This is a genomic window from Rhodovulum tesquicola (assembly GCF_024128855.1).
GTDB classification, from domain to species: Bacteria; Pseudomonadota; Alphaproteobacteria; order Rhodobacterales; family Rhodobacteraceae; genus Rhodovulum; species Rhodovulum tesquicola.
This window is the reverse complement of sequence record NZ_JAMYDV010000035.1, coordinates 1-18,804: the sequence shown is the minus strand read 5'-3', so window position 1 is coordinate 18,804 and position 18,804 is coordinate 1. Positions and strand designations below refer to the sequence as shown.

General features: G+C 65.0%; 14 protein-coding genes and 1 pseudogene. 4 read left to right on the top strand and 11 right to left on the bottom strand.

All coding sequences use genetic code 11. The features are described from left to right. Window positions 1-613: 613 nt before the first annotated feature. On the top strand, window positions 614-1,504 hold the full coding sequence (locus tag NHN26_RS16640) for a thermonuclease family protein (protein ID WP_132694218.1): 891 nt from the start codon (window positions 614-616) through the stop codon (window positions 1,502-1,504). Window positions 1,505-1,761: 257 nt separating this feature from the next. Here the strand turns inward: NHN26_RS16640 and NHN26_RS16635 are convergent, their stop codons facing one another. Next, the gene (locus NHN26_RS16635) at window positions 1,762-2,178 is read right to left on the bottom strand and encodes a PqqD family protein (protein ID WP_165899171.1); all 417 of its coding nucleotides are present in this window, start codon (window positions 2,176-2,178) and stop codon (window positions 1,762-1,764) included. A gap of 218 nt (window positions 2,179-2,396) precedes the next feature. On the opposite strand from NHN26_RS16635, the gene NHN26_RS16630 reads away from it, so the two are divergent. From NHN26_RS16630 to NHN26_RS16620, 3 genes are all read left to right on the top strand, one after another. Next, entirely contained in the window at window positions 2,397-4,193 is a 1,797-nt protein-coding gene (locus NHN26_RS16630) for a glycosyltransferase (protein WP_253090452.1), read from the top strand. A gap of 1 nt (window position 4,194) precedes the next feature. Beyond that, window positions 4,195-4,920 carry a glycosyltransferase family 2 protein gene (locus NHN26_RS16625; protein WP_165899170.1) on the top strand — a complete coding sequence of 242 codons (726 nt, stop codon included), beginning with the start codon at window positions 4,195-4,197 and terminating at the stop codon, window positions 4,918-4,920. Between the two features lie 103 nt (window positions 4,921-5,023). Then, on the top strand, window positions 5,024-5,824 hold the full coding sequence (locus NHN26_RS16620; protein ID WP_253090451.1) for a nucleotidyltransferase family protein: 801 nt from the start codon (window positions 5,024-5,026) through the stop codon (window positions 5,822-5,824). On the opposite strand, the gene NHN26_RS16615 is transcribed toward NHN26_RS16620, so the two are convergent. From NHN26_RS16615 to NHN26_RS16570, 10 genes and pseudogenes are all read right to left on the bottom strand, one after another. Next, window positions 5,790-7,121 (bottom strand): KpsE/RkpR family capsule polysaccharide export protein, encoded by a 1,332-nt coding sequence (locus NHN26_RS16615; protein WP_132694213.1) that lies wholly within the window; start codon window positions 7,119-7,121, stop codon window positions 5,790-5,792. The genes NHN26_RS16620 and NHN26_RS16615 overlap by 35 nt on opposite strands. Beyond that, complete coding sequence (locus tag NHN26_RS16610) at window positions 7,114-7,794, bottom strand: ATP-binding cassette domain-containing protein (protein ID WP_253090450.1); 681 nt, start codon at window positions 7,792-7,794, stop codon at window positions 7,114-7,116. Before NHN26_RS16610 ends, NHN26_RS16615 begins: the two co-directional genes overlap by 8 nt. Continuing rightward, window positions 7,791-8,591 (bottom strand): ABC transporter permease, encoded by an 801-nt coding sequence (locus NHN26_RS16605; protein ID WP_165899168.1) that lies wholly within the window; start codon window positions 8,589-8,591, stop codon window positions 7,791-7,793. The genes NHN26_RS16610 and NHN26_RS16605 overlap by 4 nt, the downstream gene beginning before the upstream one ends. Further along, complete coding sequence (locus NHN26_RS16600; RefSeq protein WP_132694210.1) at window positions 8,588-9,598, bottom strand: SDR family NAD(P)-dependent oxidoreductase; 1,011 nt, start codon at window positions 9,596-9,598, stop codon at window positions 8,588-8,590. The genes NHN26_RS16605 and NHN26_RS16600 overlap by 4 nt, the downstream gene beginning before the upstream one ends. Window positions 9,599-9,601: 3 nt before the next feature. Continuing rightward, complete coding sequence (locus tag NHN26_RS16595) at window positions 9,602-11,575, bottom strand: glycosyltransferase (protein ID WP_132694209.1); 1,974 nt, start codon at window positions 11,573-11,575, stop codon at window positions 9,602-9,604. Continuing rightward, entirely contained in the window at window positions 11,575-13,746 is a 2,172-nt protein-coding gene (locus NHN26_RS16590) for a hypothetical protein (RefSeq protein WP_132694208.1), read from the bottom strand. Before NHN26_RS16590 ends, NHN26_RS16595 begins: the two co-directional genes overlap by 1 nt. Before the next feature lie 30 nt (window positions 13,747-13,776). Beyond that, window positions 13,777-15,096 carry a nucleotide sugar dehydrogenase gene (locus tag NHN26_RS16585; RefSeq protein ID WP_132694207.1) on the bottom strand — a complete coding sequence of 440 codons (1,320 nt, stop codon included), beginning with the start codon at window positions 15,094-15,096 and terminating at the stop codon, window positions 13,777-13,779. 2 nt (window positions 15,097-15,098) lie between these two features. Further along, window positions 15,099-16,982 carry a tetratricopeptide repeat protein gene (locus NHN26_RS16580; protein ID WP_132694206.1) on the bottom strand — a complete coding sequence of 628 codons (1,884 nt, stop codon included), beginning with the start codon at window positions 16,980-16,982 and terminating at the stop codon, window positions 15,099-15,101. Window position 16,983: 1 nt separating this feature from the next. Then, the gene (locus tag NHN26_RS16575; RefSeq protein ID WP_253090449.1) at window positions 16,984-18,327 is read right to left on the bottom strand and encodes a polysaccharide biosynthesis/export family protein; all 1,344 of its coding nucleotides are present in this window, start codon (window positions 18,325-18,327) and stop codon (window positions 16,984-16,986) included. Between the two features lie 106 nt (window positions 18,328-18,433). After that, window positions 18,434-18,804 (bottom strand): annotated as a pseudogene (locus tag NHN26_RS16570) (hypothetical protein); the annotation flags it as partial.

Genomic DNA, 18,804 nt, shown 5'->3' with positions numbered 1-18,804 from the left:
GGCGCTACGCCGGAGGCTCCGCGCGCGGCCTCCTACACCACCACCCGGGACACGGCCGGTGCGCCCCTGTCCGGTCTTTTGCCGAAACTGTTGGGCGGTCTAGCAGGTGAGCTGCGCCCTGCGCGCGCTTCTCTTGCCGGACTGCCTCCCGGCGAGGGCAGGGGGGGCCATGCAAGTTGGCTGTCGGCGCGGAAGGGAGGGGGATCACCCGTCTGCACGGAGCCAGAGGCGGAGGAAGGCGGGGACACCCCTTCCGGGCCGGACAGCGGCCGACTTGCATGGGGGAACCGGCGGTTCCCCCAACTCTGCGGGGGCGTTCGAAGCCTGGCGACGAATCCCCCCGGGGCCACGGATCGAAAGAGCCGACGCGCCGGCATCCCCGGCGCGACCGAACCGGACGCGATCCCGGCGCCACGCCGGGTCACCTGTTTCGTCCTCGTTAGGCGAGAAACGCGGGCACGGTCGAGCGGGCTTCGGGGGACGGCGCCCTCCGGCCTGTGCGCATGACCCGAACGCCAGACTGTCGCAGATGGCTCATGTTGCCCCAATCCAGCCATATCGGTGATCTAGCAGGTCGCGATCGCATGGTTCGAAACGGATTGATGGTGCAGGGATGCCGTTCTCACAGGACAAGCTGGACGAGGTCAAGGCGGGGATCGCGCGCGCGCTGGCTGACGGGGCCCTGAGCGATTGGGAGCAGCGCTTCCTGCGGGACATGGGCGCCCGGCTTGATCGACATGGTCGCAGCACGAAACTGAGCGCGAAGCAGTACCGGCTTCTGATGCGCCTCTGCCAGGCGGGCGGCGCGGACCGGCCCGGCCCCGCCATGGCGCCAACACCGGCATCCGGTCCGGGACGACCGACGCGCTTGTCGCCGCGGCCGCCACGCGACAGGTCCCGGCCTTCTGCCCGCCGTAATCCCGGCCGGCGGCGCGGCAACGGGATCCTGCGCAGGCTGAGATCCGCCACCGTGGGTCTCATTGCGATCGTCATGACGATCCTTCTCGTCCAGACCGACATTGACGGCATCCTGACCGGCAGTTCGGATACCGCTCGGGCGGCCACGGGACCGGGAGACGGGATCAGCGGTGTACCCGACCGGCAGGCCGATCCGCGCATCGCGCTCGTTGCCCGCGATATCCAGGTGGTCGACGGGGACACGATCCGGGTTCCCGGGGACAGCCGCCGGGTCCGCCTGGTCGGGTTCAACACGCCCGAAGTGTTTTCGCCGCGCTGCGAGCGCGAGCGCCAGCTCGGCACCCGCGCCACCAGGCGCCTGACGGACATGCTGGACGGTGCCGCGCGCATCGAGTTTCAGCGGGTTGCCTGTGCATGTCGGCCGGGGACCGAGGGCACCGATGCGTGCAATTTCGGGCGCATCTGCGGCAGTCTGTATGTGGATGGTCGCGACGTGGGCGAGGTGCTGATCTCGGAGGGGCTGGCAGCGCGCTACATATGTGGCCCCTACAGTTGCCCGCGGCCCCCCGGGGACTGGTGCGGGTGAGGGCAGCAAGGCGAAATATGGAAGTGATCTTTTCCTTTTTGCTCGGCTCACTCTTGCTTCACGGCCAATGGAAAAGATCCTTGCCTTTTGAGGCCGTCTTGCCTTATTGACCGCAGTTGAAAATGATCTTTTTCATTTGGGCGGGAATAGCCCGCACGGGTGATCGCGCCGCGCCTCGTGGTCTTACCCGTGGAATATTCGCTGGGCACGAGCAGGACAGTTTTTCGAGGTGCCCGTCAGTTAGGTGATACTGGGTATCAGAGACGCCCCACCACCAAAGGTGGATCCGAGGCGAATGCCTCGAAAAGGTCGTTGTACTTCGAGATCGTGACGGGAATGTAGGTTGGTTGCCAACCGTCGAACTCCCCTATCGTGGCAGGATCTGCCGCATCCGTAGACTCGGCCGGACCAACAAGGTTCTCAAGAACCAGCTTGTCCAGGAAGGTCTCGATGTTGGCCTGCACCTTCTGGGCCTCCTGCTCGTACCGTTGCGCGATTGTTTCCACGATCAACCCGAGCGAGGCACCTCGCTCGATCAGTTGCCATACGATGACCCCTATCCCGGTGATCGTGTAATAGTAGCCGCTGTCGAGGCACAGGACGACCAACTCGTCATCGATCAGGCTGGTTTCAAGTCGTGCCTCCGACGGGGAATGTCGACGATCAGTTCCCATGGCAGCCCCTTTGCGATCCGCTTCCTGCGAGGTTGTTTGGCCCGGCGTCATTGGACCGAACGAGACCTCTTAGAATATCCAAGTCGCACGGTGTCAACTATCGCGTGCACGTCGCTGCGGCACGACGACCGACACACCCTCGATGATAGACAAATCCGGCACCGACCCGTAATCGTTGGTCTTGGAACAGGTTGTTCCCGGTTCGGGTGGAGACAGTATTGAAGGCCCTGAAGGAGAGTGTTTCGAGCAACGCGCCGCTTTCACTCGTCCTCAGGATGCGGGTTCGCGACCTGGTTCTGGCCAATCGTCGCGATGAGGTGCCGTCATTCATTGCCGCCGCGATGGCGCAGGAAGCCGACGCCATCTCGCGGCGGCAGCTTTGCGCGGAGCTCCTGAACGAAGCCGGGTTCCACGAACAGTCGGATGAGATCTACGACGGGCTTCTTGCGGACTTTCCCGATCTGGACGACGTGAGGTTGCGCTACGTGAAGCAGCTTCGCCACCGCGGGCGCATCCGCAAGGCGATCTGCGTGGCAGAGACGCTTGAGCGGGCCGGGGCGGATGCTGCGACCCAAAGCATTGTCGACGGGTTACGGCGCGCCGAGCGGCGCTTCTCCGAGAGCGAACCCGACCTGCTGACCGACCGTCCCGACAACCGGATCCCTGCCCTGTGCGCAGCGATCCTGCGCTTTGCCGGGCGCCGACTGCCCGAAACCGATCCGGGCAGGATCGGTCCGGTGGTTCTGATGACCGCCGGACTTGGTGTGGGTGGGGCGGAGCGGCAATTCTGGCTGTTCGCCCAGGGTTTGCACCGCGGCCTGGGTGCGGACCGGATTTTGCGGGGCATTCGCCTTGACGGACCGGTACACGTCGTTTCCCTGGCTGAGGTTCCGTCGGCGCAGCGCCTGCTCTTCGAGGCTGCCCTACCGGGGTCGTTGCCCGCGACCGACGACCTGTGCAGCTTGCCGCCCCAACCTATCGAGGCCGTTGCACAGGGCGACCCGGTAATGGCGGAGATCCTCGCTATAACGCCGAGCGCAGCGCAGATCGGGGTCAGACAGCTTGCCCCGTATTTCCGCCGAACGGGCGCCGCGGCGGTCAGCATCTGGCAGGATGGCCCGATCCTTTATGCCGCGCTTGCCGCGCTGGTTGCGGAGGTGCCGAAAGTGCTTCTGAACCTGCGCGCCCTGTCCCCGGACAAGCACGGAACGCCCTTCCTCCTCCAATATGCGGCGATGTTCCGGGCGCTTGCACTGGTGCCCGGTGTCGTTTTCCAATGCAACTCCCCCAGCGTCGCCCAAAGCTATGCCGACTGGCTGGGAATCCCGACGGACACATTCCAGGTCATTCCGAACGGCTGCGCCCCGCCAACGCTGCGCGGCAGCGATGAGGACGAGGCCTTGTGGACGGACTTTTCTGCTACTACGGCCGATGCGGAGCGCACCGTAGGCTGCATTTGCCGTCTTCACCCCTGCAAGCGCCCCGATCTTTGGCTGGACTTTGCTCGTCACTACCTTGACCGGCGGCCCGGCACCCGTTTCTTGCTGATCGGCTACGGAGAGGCGCTGGACGACCTGCGCTCCAGTGCGCGGCGCTCCGGGTTGGGGGACCGGCTACTCATGCCCGGGTTTCGCAGCAATGTGGGCTTCTGGTTGGGGAAGATGGACGTCTTCGTGTTCACGTCGCGAAGCGAGGGTTTGCCAAACGTGCTGATCGAGGCACAGTATTGCGGTGTGCCCGTCGTCTCCACCCGGGCCGGAGGAGCGTCGGACTGCTATATCGAGGGCGTTACCGGGGCAACACTGTCGAACCTGGACAACCCGGACCTGGACGAGATCGCCGATCTTACCGACCGGATGATCGCGATGTGGCGGGCTGATCCGGCACTGGGTGACCGGGCGCGCGCCTTTGCAGCCGATGCCTATTCCGTCGAAACCATGGTGCGCCGCTATGCCGAGGCCATGCGGGCGCCTGCCGGGGCCGCGTCGGCAAGAGGCGAGAGGGGGGCTTACTGACATGCCTGGCATTTCCTGCATCATTCCCGCCTGGAACGCCGCGGCCTTCATCGAGGAGGCCATCGACAGCGTTGCGAGCCAAGATCGCCAAGTCGACGAGCTGATCGTCGTCGATGACGGATCGACCGACGACACGGCCGCACTGGTCTCGGCCCGCCCGGGCGTAAGGCTCCTGCAGCAAGCGAACGCCGGAGTGGCTGCGGCTCGCAATGCCGGGCTGGCGGCGGCGACCGGTGATTTCGTGGCCTTTCTTGATGCCGACGATCTCTGGACCCCGCGCAAGCTGTCGCTGCAAATGAGCGCATTCCTGGCCGATCCGGAGCTTGCCCTTTGTTTCGGCGGGGCAGAACATCTCGATATCCGACCGGTCGGGTTCCAAGCCTCGCCACTTGCGCTGCCAAGTGGGCCGGAGGCCGGGCGACTGATGGCCGGCCTTCTCGCGCCGCGGCGGGTCTTCGAAAGGGTAGGCCCGTTTGATGCGACGATGACCACCGGGGCTGACCAGGAATGGCTGCTGCGTGCCCGCGGCATGGGCCTGAAAGAGGTCATCCTGCCCGAAATCGTCTTGGTCCGGCGGATCCACGGAGAGAACCTGACATTACGGCGCAATGATGAAAAGCATCACAATTTCATGATGTTGCTCGCCAAGCAAATAAGGGCGCGCAGACAGGCGGGAAGCATGTCGGGCTGTGTCGAAACATGGAAGGCGGACGATGATGACCGCTGACCAGGATGCTGCGCCGCCTCTCCTGCCGCCTGAGGGTCTGGGGCAAATCGAGCGTGTCTTCATGGACCTTTGCCTTGTCGCCGAAGACGCCGTTCCAACCACCTTGGAACGTCTTCTCCAGCGCATCCCGGACGAGCGCGCGGATGTGATTGTCGGGCTGGACAGCCGCATCCGCGACATTCTTGCCATTGCCGCCGTTCGGCTTCTGCCCGTGGCGGACCGCCTGCCTGCAGCTTGGCCTGACAGGCTCAGGGCGGCACTTGCGATGGAGCAGGCCCGGGCCGCAGCCTTCGGGCGGATCGTAGGTCAGGTTCTGGGCGATGCGCGTGTGGCAAGCCTTTCGCCCATTGTTATCGGAGGAGCCGCGATCGCCGCAGGGCACTATCCCGTCGCCTTCCTGCGCCACACCGCGCAGTTGACGCTCCTGATGCCGGACGTGGACGGCTGCGAGCGTGCCAGACCGGTGCTGACCGCTCTAGGCTGTCAACTGGAAAGCGAGACGCCGTCCCGCTCGCGCCGGGTCTATCGTCATCCCACCGGCATGCCAGTGGTCCTGTTCGCCGACCGTGCCTGCACCCGCATGCGGGACTTTCGCCACGCCGATGTCCTTTCAAGGGCCCGCCCAGCCCGGATGGCCGGGTGCCCCTGCCAGATCCCGGCGCCGCATGACCTCTGGACCGAGCTTTGCTACAGGGCGATCGTTTCGGGACCGACCGTTTCGCCGCAATGGCTGCTGGACGCGGTCTGCCTTTTGGCATCCGGCGATGTCGAAGCTGCCGACGAGGCGGCGTTCCGTCAGGACACGAGGATGCGGCTACCCTATGGAGCGCTGGCCCGGGCACTGGAAGCGATGCTGCCTCAGGGGGCACTCAGTCCGGGTCGAACAGAACCAGACGCGCGGTGAAGAAGACTGCAAGCCCGATCACCAGCGTGATGAAAAGGGCGACCATGATGCGGGGATATTCCGGTTTGCCCGGTGCCAGCGGCGGCACCACGACCTGCAGCACGCTGCGCCCGAGCGCGACCTCGGACTGCGCGGAGGCAAGCGAGGCCAGAGCCGCCGACAGAGTTTCCTCTGCGATACTAACCGTCTGGTTCGCCGTCTCGTAATCCATCAATAGCGCATTGAGCGAAGTCGTCCCGCCGCGGGGCTCCAGAAGCGAGCGACGCTCCCTCTCGACCAGGGCATCCAGCTTCTCCAGCAGTTCGCGCAGCCGCTTTGCCTCATAGCTGTCGCCGCTGCCTGCCACCTCGACCCGACCCAGTTCGGTGCGAAGGGCGACGATCTCGCTCTCGGTCCCCGCGATCATCTGGTAGATGCCCTCGATCCTGGTCCGTGGATCGAGTTCGCCATGCTCGATCTGAAGGGCGACGAGCGCACGTTTGGCCTCGATCAGCGAAGCCCGCGCCTCGTTGACGCTGTCCTGGGCGACCGACAGCCGCTTGTCCCGCAGATCGGCACCCAGATCGTCGACATGCGTCGACACGAGGTCCAGAACCAGACGGGCGAGCGCGACGGCCTGGGCCGGTTCGGGCATGCGCGCGTAAACCGTCATCATGCCGGTCTGGATATTCACCGAACTGTCGATCTGGCTGGCCAGTGCATCGTGCGACAACAGGACAAGATCGCCAAGCCCCTCGGCCGCCAGACGAGGGGCAAGCGCGGGATCCAGCACCGCCGAGACAAGCGCGGGCGAGCGAACGAACTCGTCGGCCATGAATACCTGCGCCATCCCCTGGGGTGCCCCGATCGCGCCTAGCAGTCCCGGCGGCGCGGTCTGCGATTCCTGTTTGGGCTGCGAAATCGTCAGGACGGCACGGGTTTCGTAAAGTGGCTTGGTAGCGAGCGTCAGCCAGCCGAATACCGCCGCCAGCGGTGCGAGGACACAGACCACGAACAGCGCCAGGGCCCGATGCCAGCGGGCACGGCGCCAGATTGCCATCCGGGCCTGGATCTCGTCGATCTCGTTGGTTGTCGAGGCATTGGGCTCTGCGGGCTCGTGACCCGGGTCAGGAGCCTTGATGCGCAGGTTCCGCAGATCGACCGGGATTTCGGGCTTGGGAATGGCGGGCGCCCCGGTGTCGAGTTCCTTCACAAGGCGCCTGTCGCGCTCTTCGGCTGCGATGCGTCGGCGCTCTTCGCGCCAGCGGCGCAGTCTTTCGTCTTCGGACGGATCGTCCGGCGGTCCTGTCTCAGCCATACGCTCTTTCCCGTTCGGTCGCGAGTTCGGCGAGTTCTCGCATCTGCTGGCCGACGATGGCGTCATCGCAAGGCATGAGGCGCTCTCCGATCAATGCGAAATGGCGGCTGCACCACCGATTGAGTTGCGCCGGATTGCGCGAGATGAAGACAAGGCCCGCATTTCGCAACCGCGCCCGCAACAGCTGTTCGCACCGGGCAATCACCCGTTCATCGCTGATCAGGATCTTGTCGTCGGCAATGACATGGTCGACGGGCACCGCCAGGCTGATAGCATAGGCAGCAAGTGCCCGCTCCCCCGGCGACAGATACTGGACGGTCCGCCGCAGCATCGCCTCGCCCTCGCACAACCAGGCCACCACGGCGCCAATCTCACCCTCCGGGACGCCGGTCAGGCCCGCGACATGCGACACGTTCTCGGCGAGGGTCAGCAGCGGGTGCAGAATCCCGGCGGAACCTACCGGCCAACCGACCCGGCCCTCGATATGCACATGTCCGCGATCAGGATGCTGGATGCCGCCCAGAACCCGCGCCACCGTGGTCCGGCCGGTGCCACTTGGGGCATAGATGCCGACCCGTTCCCCCGCACGGAAGATGACGGTCTGATCGCGCAGGATCATCTCGCTTCGTCCGGTCCCGGGGCGCACGATGCCGACCTTGTCGAGAAGGATCACAGCCGATACCTCGAAAGCCCCCGCCTCAGCAGGAGTATCTCCGCCGGGAAGGACAGCACATAGGGGATCAACGCGGCGACGAGGACCATCCGCGGATCCGAGATCGGCGAGCTGAACCCGAGGAAATACCCTTCGCGCAAGATCTCGGTAGCGTGGAACAGCGGGCTCCACCAGAGGATGTCGCGCACCGTCCCGGTAAGTTCGTTGGCGGTGTAGAAGATGCCCGAGATCCAGAAGGTCGGCCTGAGCAGGATCGGAACGGCACGGCTGACCGCATCGCTCATCAGCCCCAGGATCGCGATCAACCGTCCCAGCCCGACCCCGAGCATCCATGCCCCGCCCATCCCCAGCACGACCTTCGCAGGGTTTGCCGGTGGCTCTGCGCCGAAGATCAGGATGACGGCCCCGAAGATCACGACCATCATGACGAACATGTTCATCAGTTCGAACAGCGCCGAAGCTGTCAGAAGATCGGCGGGCCGGACGCCGCGGATCACGCGCAGATTTCGGTTCGAGATTGCGCTCCGCGTCATGGTGGTCAGCGTCTGGCGGAACATGATGTAGGGCAGGATGCCGGTCGCCACGAAGATCTCGGCCCCCGCATGGATCGGCGGCACCCGCCCGGTCAGGTTGAAGATCATCACGACGAAGGCCACCCAGCTTGCCGGGATGACATAAGCCCAGAGGAGACCGAACGCGCCACCCGCAAAGCGTGTCTTTCTCTCGCGCCGGACCAGGGTGGCAACGCGGACAGGCCAGGCCGGCAGATGGCCACCGGCTTTCAGGGCATGGCTCACCCGTAATGCTCCCGGTACCAGGAGACGAATTCGCGTATGCCCACCTTCACCGGCGTGTTCGGGCGGAACCCGGTAAGGTGAAACAGCAGATCCGAACTTGCCCATGTCGCGGGCACGTCACCCTTCTGCATCTCCATCATGTTCCTGTCGATGCGCATGCCCAGAGCGTTTTCGATCTCCTCGATGAAATCAAGCAGACGAACGCTGTCGCCATTACCGATATTCACCACCCGGAAGGGGGCGGCAGGGCTGAGGCTGTCCCATTCGGGGATGTCGGCAGGATCGGCCGACTCTGCCGGCGGGGTATCGATCAGATGCCGGATTGCCCGTACGAGATCGCCGACATAGGTGAAGTCGCGGGCCATGTTCCCATGGTTGTAGACGTCGATCGGCTCACCCGCGAGGGCAGCCCTGACGAACTTGAACAGCGCAAGGTCGGGGCGCCCCCAGGGGCCGTAGACCGTGAAGAAGCGGAACATAGTGGTCGGGATCTTCCACAGATGCGCATAGGCATGGGCCATGCTCTCGTTGGCCTTCTTCGTCGCGGCATAGAGCGTGAGCGGCGTGTCGATGCGCTGGTGCTCGGTGAAGGGCATCTCTGTATTGGCGCCATAGACCGACGAGGTCGAGGCCATCAGCAGGTGGCCCACGGCGATCTCGCGGGCAGCCTCCATCACGTTGAAGGTGCCCACAAGGTTCGTGTCGATATAGGCGCGGGGATTCTCGAGACTGTAGCGCACGCCCGCCTGTGCCGCGAGATGCACTATCGCATCGGGCTCGGCCTCGCGGATCGTCCGAAGGATCAGGTCCGCGTCTTCCAGCCGGCCCTCGATCGCGTCGAAATGCGGATTCTGCATCAGCATCGAGTGGCGCCGCCGCTTGAGCGCCACGTCGTAATAGTCGGTCATGCCGTCCAGGCCGGTGACAGCGAACCCCTCGGCCAGCAGTTCCCTTGCCAGGTGAAACCCAATGAATCCGGCAGAGCCGGTGACGAAGATCCTGCGCATCAGCTAGAGGCTCCGGTGGGAATTGAAGAGTTCGACCGTCTGGTGCAGCACGTTGTCCAGACGGAAGCGTGATGCAGCGCGCTCCGCGCCCATGCGGCCCATCGCGCGCAGCCTTGCCCGATCGGCCAGCAGCGCATCGAGCATGGCGGCGACATCGGCTGCATGAACGGTCTCGGCACTCGGCAAAAGAATGCCGGTTTCGCCATCGAGAACTATCTCGCCGGTGCCGCCTGCGGGGGTGGCCAGAACCGGCACACCGCAGGACTGCGCTTCGATGACCACGTTCGGCAATCCCTCGGTCCGGGCCAGATGCATCAGAAGGTCGGCACGCGCGAGGTAGAAGCCCACATTCCTGCGTATACCGGTCAGGAAGATCCTGTCCTGCATGCCCAGATCGGCGATCAGGTCTGCGCATGGCTCCCATTCGACACCGTCACCGAGCAGGACGAAGCGCATGTCCGGCCGTTGACGGGCATGGGCAGCGGCGGCCTCGATCCAGAGCCGGGGGCGCTTGTTCAGGTCGAAGCGGAATACACCCAGAACCGTCGCCGTGCAGCCAGGTGAACGGGCCTCGATCCCGGACCAGAGGGCGTGGTCGTCGGCTTCGCCATCGGGCGTGATGCTCTCGACCGCGTTGGGGATGACCCTGATCGTGCCATGAGCAAAGCCGAGCCAGTCCTCGTAATCGCGGGCGGCGACCGCACTGTTGGCCGACAAGGCCACATGCGGGAGCTCTGCCAGCGCCTTGTAGAGGGTCGGCATTTCCGAACGCAACCGTTCGGGTCGCCGGTTCGGCGGGAGCCCGCGGAAACTCGCGACGATGCGCGGCGTACCGGCGATCAACGCGGCAAAGGCGGCCGCCAGCACTCCACCGTCCTGCCAGAGATAAACGACCTCGGGGCGCGTCGTCCGGAAATAGGCCAGAAGCCGCAATGTTGTTTCCCGAAGATCCGGACGCAGCATCTGCAGCAGTCGCCCCATCCCGTCGGAGACCGTGTCCAGGCCGTCGGAATAGCCTTGGGCAGATTCGTTCAGGATGGTGGTTTCGACCCCGGCCGCCCAGAGCACGGGCAGGAAGAATCCGCCATTCCCGTCTTGATCCGTATGGCGCACGCAGACCCGCACCGGACCGCGCAGTGCATGCGCACCCACAGCCAGACCTGCGCGCTGTCTTTCATGAAGGGCGATTGCGATCCGGGTCATCTGACGTTCTGCTCCGCCCGGCCCCAATTGGCCGGTATAGAACACGACACCTTCGATCCCGTCGGTCTGGCGAACCGGGCGAAGGTCTCGGACGGCCAGTTCCACAATCCGCCGTACCACGTCATCCGTCTCGGTTTCCCGAGCGGCGATCGCACCGCGTCGCTGGCGGTGGATCTCGCCCAGCAGAGCGCGCACGCTATTGCGCGCGCGCTCTGCATTGTCCAGCGCGGTCAGCACTCGCAATGCCTCATGCGGCAGATTGCGCTTCTGGAGGATGCGGGCATAGCGTACCTTCAGTTCGTCATTGGCCACGGGTCCGTCCATGGCCTGCCGCATGAAGTCGTCCATCTCGGCGTAAAGCCGCAACTCGTCCAGGCCAAGCAGCATGGCACATGCAGCCTGTGGGTCGCGGTCGCTTTCGCGGCAGAGATCGTGCAGCAGGGTCAGCCCTGCCTTGGTCTCTCTCTGGCGCCGATACCAGCGCATCAGCAATCTTATCGGCGTCACGGCTTGCGGGAACAACCGCTGCACGTCGGCCCAGAATTCCAGCATGCCCTCACGAGCCCTCAGATTCTCGACGAGGGCTGCATAGGCAATGATGAATCCTTCATGCGGGCGTGCCGATTCCAGATGTGGAGTCAGCAGGTCCAGCGCTGCGCGGGCGTCCTGCGGGGTAAGACCGCGCGCGGCGAGATTCTCAGCCAGAACCAGAATCTCGGCCGATGGCGGCAGCGCGGTATCGTCGTTAGGAATGACTCGAGAAATCAGGCGCATCAGGACATGACGGCCTTTTGCAGGCAGCGGTCCAGCTCGGCGCGCGCAAGCGCATCGTCAGGATCCGCTTCCAGCGTCTGGCGCCAAAACTCCGCGGCTTCGGCATGGCGGCGGAGCCGGACAAGATGGCGCCCGGCAATCCGCGTCAGCCGCGGGTCCGGCCCCATCAGCGTGATTGCGCGGCCGATGTCGTCCATCAGGCTGTCGCCGCCCCGATCAAGACGCTCCCTCAGCCTGGAAACGATCCGCGCGCGGAGCCCGTCCAGCTTCGCCAACGCCCTTTCCCGCAACTCGGGATCATCGCAGGCCAGCAGACAGAGCGCCCAGGCATCGAGCGGGTCTTCACAGAACCTGGCGGCATTCAAGGCCTGTCGTGGCACCTGGGCCATGCGCTGCGCGGCCTCGACGGCATGCGGATGGTCGGGCGCGCAGAGTCTTGCCAGCCGCTCGGCATGGTGCATCACCCGGTCAGTCTGCCGCAGGTTCGCGGCGGCCCGCATCGCAAGAAGTGCGGGTTCAGGCGCCTCGGGCAGGGCTTGCGCCGCGCGTTCGGCGGCGGGCAATGCTTCCTCGTAGCGCCTTGCCAGCAAAGCGACCCGGGCCAGCGCAAGAAACAGTTCGGGAACGATGTCGGCCAGATCGGCATGGTCCGCAGCAAGCGTGATCAGCCCGTCCAGATCCTTGGTGCGGGCCAGAGCCTCGGTTCTTCGAAGCAACGGGCCCCTGAGGCGCTCGGCCGTCTCGGCGGTTGTTTCCTTTGGCAGTCCCGCCGCTGCGGCGAGTTGCAGTTGACGGGCCATGCTTGCGGAATCGTTCTCGTCCGCAAGCATGGTCAGCAGCGTCCGGGCAAGGGCTCGGGCCGCGGGCGAGGTTAGCGCGTCGGCCTGCGCCCCGGGGTGTTCGCGCAGCAACAATTCCAGGGCGTCGCGGGGCCGCCCCTTGGCGCAAACAATCTCGGCCGCCTGCAAGGCTTCGCGGCAAGGCGGCAGGGTCAGGTCGCCGATCCGGTTGTCGTCGAGTTGTAGCCGCAGCGCGAAGGACAGGCCATCGCAGGCGACGGGCACGGTCTTGCGAAGCACGCGCAGTGGGGCAATGGCATCCGCCGCGGCGCAGAGTGCCGCGATCCGGGACAGCCGGTCGACAGGGATCGCGGCAAGGTCGAAGGCGTCCAGCAATGAAGCGGCCTGGTCGTGATCCCCGATTGCCAGCGCATGCGACACGCGGCAGAGTAGCAATTCCTGCCAGCCGGGGCGCAGATGCGCCGCCCAGGACAGCGAGGCGCCAAGACCCTCGATCGTCCCGGCCTCAAGGCGGCATTGGGCATGATCGACAACCAGTGTCTCGTCGTCATGCCGCCGCACGCCTGCGCGGATCAGAGCCTCGCCAAGGCCCGCCGTCATCAGCAGATCGGCCACCCGGTGCGAGAAGTCCTCGGTATAATGGGCAAGGCTTTCGCTGTCGCATTCGATCGCCTCGGCCTGTCCCCACTCATCCATCGCCGCGGTCGGGTTGAACACCCGGGCGCCCAGTTCCAGGGCCACGGACTCGACCATGGCGATCAACGCCGTGCGCGACGCGATCCACCCGCCATCGGCGCGCCGGGCGTCCACATGGGTGACGAACATCACCTCGGGCAGCGCCTGCAGAAGCCAGGTCATGTCGCGACGCAGGGTTTCGGGCGTTGTCCGCTCTGCCCGCACCAGACGCAGCGTATCGCACTCCTCGATACGCTCGGGACGATCCGACCAAACCTCACGAAGGAATGCATCGATCCTGTCTTGGTCCGCATCATGGGCGAGCTTCCAGAACCGCACTGCGCGGGCGTGGTCCGACAAGAAGTCGCGGAAGACGGCGCGCAGGTAGTTCGCCTGGACCATCCAGGGGCCGATCCGAGTCAACTTGGCCGAACATATCTCGATCACATAGGCATCCGAGATGTCATGCCGCGCCGCGAGGGCGTCGACGCGCTCTGCCGTTGCCGCGAGGAAGCGCCAAACCGCTTCGGGCGGCTCGATCTCGCCGCGCATGAACCGCACCTGCTGCACGGCTTCGGCCGAGGAATGGGTAAAGCCGAAGCTGCGCTCCCGATTCAACCGATAGCCATAGATGCCGGACCCGATACGCAGCGGCGTCGCGATGCGGCAGGATCCTATCGGTGTGACGCGAAACATGGGGTCTTCCGCTCTTGTGTGGTCTGCAGTCTAGAGAGACCAGTAGTCGACACCAGCGGGCAAGGTTCTCCCGCGGAAGGCACCCCGGATGTCGGCGAATATTCCGTCCGGCTTCACCCGTCCGGGGAACGCGGGATCCTCAAGATAGGCCTTGTGATCGGCAGCTACCACCAGAAGGTCAAGATCGTGCATCTCGTTGGGGTCGGTCAGTGACAACCCTGACGCTTCGACGGCATCGGGTGCACAGACTGCATCGCTGACCATCACGCTCAGGCCGAACCCGCCAAGCGCCGTGACCAGTTCGATGGCCTTGGAATTCCTCAGGTCCGGCACATCCGCCTTGAAGGACAGGCCGAACAGACCGACGCGCGCGGCGCGCACGGCCCCGCCGCGCAACACCAACCGACGGATCAGAGCGGTCGCGACCTGATTGACCATGGAATCGTTGAGGCGGCGCCCGGCCAGAATGACCTCGGGATGATGCCCGAGCTCTTCGGCAAGCGCGGCGATGTAGTAGGGATCGACCCCGATGCAATGCCCCCCGACAAGGCCCGGGCGGAACGGCGCGAAGTTCCACTTGGTCGCCGCAGCGTCGATCACCTCGTTGGCCGATATCCCGATCCGCTGGCAGATGACTGAAAGCTCGTTCATGAGCGCGATGTTGACGTCGCGCTGGGTGTTTTCCATCACCTTGGCGGCCTCGGCCACGCGGATCGACGAGCACCGGAATACGCCCGCATCGATCACACGTCCATAAAGCGACGCGACCCGGTCGAGCGCTGCGGGCGTGTCGGCCGACACCACCTTGACGATGGTTTCCAGCCGGTTCACCTGATCGCCCGGATTGATCCGTTCGGGACTGTAACCGAGGTTGAAATCGTACCCTGCGCGCAGATCGGAACCGGCCTCGAGGATGGGACCGCAAATGTCCTCGGTCACGCCAGGATAGACCGTTGATTCGAAGATGACGAGGTCGCCCTTGCCGAGATGGGGGGCGATGGTCCGGCACGCGGATTCGAGGGGGGTTAGATCCGGGCGCTTGTCGGGCCGGATCGGCGTCGGCACCGCGACGATATATATGCTTGCCGAGGCCAGAATGGCCGGGTCTACGCTGAAGACAAGATTACTGGCAGCAAGGCGCTCATGCCCGATCTCGCCGGTATCGTCCACGCCGTCGTTCAGCCGCGCGACGCGCTGGCCGGACAGGTCGAAGCCGACGACCCGGCTGAAGACCTCGCCCAGACGCACTGCCAGCGGAAGCCCGACATATCCCAAGCCTACAACGGCGATGGTGTCGGCTTCAATCCGGGTACTGACCCTTTGATCCGCAGAAACATTTTCAATTCTCATGGTTACCGATCCAACTGATTGATCTGGGCTTGCCGGGGCTGCACCCCTCCGCCGGCGACATGCATTATGCGGCTCCAGAAGCCACCTGTTCCGCGCATCGCCTCCGGATGGTCCAGAAGGAACCGGCCGAGACCGGCGACATAGGCATCGAGCCAACGCGCAACGAAGAGCGGCTCGATCTCGCCGGGCGCGGGCGACGGCATCGGGTCAAGCCGGAACGAAGCCCGTCCCTGCTCGAAGGTGATGCACGGAAACAGGGTCGGTGTGCCGATGCGCCATGCAAGCCGCGCGGCGAAATCCGACAGGCGGATCGGCCTGTCGAACAGCAGGCGCTCGGTCTGCCCGGGTGCGCCAGCACCATCGATCGCGATGGCGACGGGCCTGTTTTCGCGCAGGGCCCGCAGAATTTTGCGCCCGACGGCCGCCGTATCGTTGGTCGAGGTCGAGATGAGACTGTCGGTCATGCCCGGCTGGCCAAGATCCGGCAGCGAGGCGACATAGGCGAAGGGCAACCCGGTCTTGCTGAGAACTAGAGGCCCGGAAAAAAGAAGACCGACATGCGCCGACGTCACAAGGGCACCCTTTCCCTGTGCCAGCGCCTTGTCCAGAATCCTGCGCGCCTCCGGTTCGGGCTCAACCAGATCGTAAAGCTCGTCGACCCTTTCGGGACGGGCCTGTGCCCAGTCGAGGATCAGGCCATCTATCCGGGCAAGCTGGCGCGCGTGCCGCTTCCAGTCCGTTTCGGGCCGCACGCCGCGCTCCTCCAACGCCCGCTCTAGCCATGCCATGCGCTCGGCGGGGATTGCGGCTGGATCGTCGCTGGCCAGGATTCGTGCAACCCCATCGGCCAGATCGCCCTGCAGGCTCTGCGCCCTCAACGACAGTCCCGCCATGTGAAGCGCGCGCGCTTCGTCAGCTTGCCCGCTCCGTTCGTAAAGACCGACAAGTCGGCGACGCAGGGCTGTGTTATCGGGAGTTTCGTCCAGAACGGCCCGCAGGATCGCCATGGCCTCGGCGATCCGCCCCGCCTGTTCCAACGCCTGCCCCTTGCGAATCCGCATAGAGGTGTTCAACCGCGCCTCCGGCACCCGCTCATAGGCCGCAACCGCCTGGTCCGCGCGATCGAGCGACAGAAGCAGCCTGGCTTCGGTGTCGATGGTACGCAGATCGTCCGGATCGAAGGCCGCAGCGCGCTGTAGTTCTGCCAATGCAGCTTCTTCCGCGCCACCGCGGCGCAGCAATGCGTCGGCTCGCAGGGCGGCGGTGCGCTCGTCTTGCGCCAGGGCGGGGTTTAGCTCGATCATTGCCAGCACTTCGTCGGCCAGTCCGTTGCGCAGCAGCACCGCGCCCGCCGTCAGCAGATGCGACACATTCTCGATGGGCGCGATCGCAACGCCCCGCGCGGCCTGAAGCGCACCGGAGGTCTGCCCCAGGCGAAGGCAGGCCCGCAAGGCAAGATACCAGAAGCGCGCCGACAGGCCGGGCAGATCGGCTGACATCGTCGCAAAAACCGCAACGTCGCGGTCCCGGCCGGCCCCAGATAGAGCGCTCAGAATACGTTCGCGCATCGCCTCGGGACCATTCGGCGCAAGCTCGGAGACCGCGTCCAGAGCGGTGACAACCTCGCTGACGGATAGCGGCCCGGCGTCCGAGATCGCACGCGACAGAGCTTGCAGCCAGAACCGTTCCTCGATCGGGCCATGCCGCAGCACGCCAGCAAGCATCGCCGCGGCCCGGGCAGGCTCACGCGGACCCAATGCGTGGGCCTCACGCACCAGGTCGAACACCGTCAGCGTGCCATTCTGCAATGCCGGACCTATCCTTTCGACAAGCGACTGTTCGGGCACATCCGCGAGGGGAAAGGGGGCTGTTGTCGGCTCGGACATCTCAGTCTCTCACGTTCGCTGCGACCGAAGTGATCGTTGCAGGGGAAAGTTGCTTCAAGACACGGCTCCAGCGCGTGACGGGCTGCTCCGACACGAAGATCAGATCGCCCGGGCGAAGTTCCATCCGTGTCGCGAGCACCAGGTTCACGATGTTGCCGGCATCGAGGTGATAGATCGCCACCCCGCCGTTGCGCCCATAGCTGCGCAGAACGTAAATCGCAGCCATGTTTCCAGTCTCCAGCGGGACACCGCCCTTGTCGAGAGCGACATCCGAGAGGAACAACTGCCGATCGAAGGGCATCTGTATGCTGCGCGGGCTTCGGGCCTCGCCCACGAGGTAGACGGTATCGCGGGCCACGGCATCCAGCGCGTCGAGTTGGGAAAAGCGTGCCCTCAGCTCCTCGGAGCTCTCGCCCGGATCCACGACCACACTGTCGCCGTCCCGCAACACCACGCGTGACAGCATGGCCAGATCGTCGCCCCGATAGGCATGACTGCGGCCGACGCGATGCAACGTCACTGTCGCGGAACTCCGGACCTCGGCCCGCAGACCGCCGCGCGCCGCCAGCGCCTTGTCCAGAGTCATGGGCACCTGGGTCAGGGGCACCAGCCCCGGCGCGGCCACGGCGCCGTCGACAGGAACGGTGCGCGCATTGAACTCGACAATCTCGATCCGATAGGACGGGTCGGTCTGCCGATTGCGCAGCAATTTCTTGAGCGCGGTGTCGGCCTCAGCGATCGAAAGTCCCCCGATAGAAAGCGCGCCGAGGCGTGAAAGGTCTATCGTGCCGTCATCCCGCACCCGGAATTCGCCCGAGGCACCCTGATCAGCACCGGGCTCGCCGGTTGCAAGCCTGGTCGGAACAATCGAGATCACATCCCCGGGCCCGATCCGGTACTCGGTGACACCCGGCTCCGGAGGCAGGCCGCCGGTCCCTGCCACGCCCCGGAGGGGGCCACGGAACGCAGCTGGCAAGGGGCGTGGAGAATAGGAAACGCCATTCGCAGCCTGGATGGCCGCAGGCGTGAGTTCGATCACATCGAACGGGATCTGGGCAGAGCTATCATCCCGAATGGTCGGCGTCTTGTAGATCGTACCACAAGCCGAGAGTCCGAGGGCCAGCAGAAGGCCGACGACCGCCGGAAATGGCCAGCCTTTTCCCCGGGAATAATCGTTCCCTTGGACACGCGCATTGCAGATGAAGGAGAGAACCAAGCAGTACGCCTCGTACTTGAAATGAATAAACTTTCCCGACGGAAAATACAAACTAACAGCATAGATCAACCCAGACGGGTTGCTTCGAGGCCGCGACACATTGTCCAGCCCGGCGTCGCTGACGAACAAATCGGATGTTGGCCGGACGTCCCCTTCCCAGCGTTGATGACGTGACCGCCCACCGACGGCATCGATGTGCCAAGGTGGGTCTGCAATGCTCCACAAAGGAGGACGGTCACGTCATCAGAGCCCTGCAGGCGAGGTTTTTCATCCCGATTCTGGCTACGCGCGGATCAGTCCGATGGCGCACCAGCGTCTCCTCCATGTCGCTGGTTTGCGCAGCGAAGACGTGCTCGACCCGGGCGCGCACGGCGGACCTGGTCGGGTTGCTGGACTTGCCTCGTTCCATTAGCGGCTTGCCGCGCTTGCCCTTGCGGTGGATGCGGCGCTTGGCCTGCGGCACAGCCGCAAGGTCCAGAACGAACCGGGAATCGCGCGGCCACTTGAAGATCAGGTTGGCGTTCACCGCGCAGGGCCGCGCTTCCTGGGGGCCGTGTCCCGGGTGGTGGTGTAGGAGGCCGCGCGCGGAGCCTCCGGCGTAGCGCA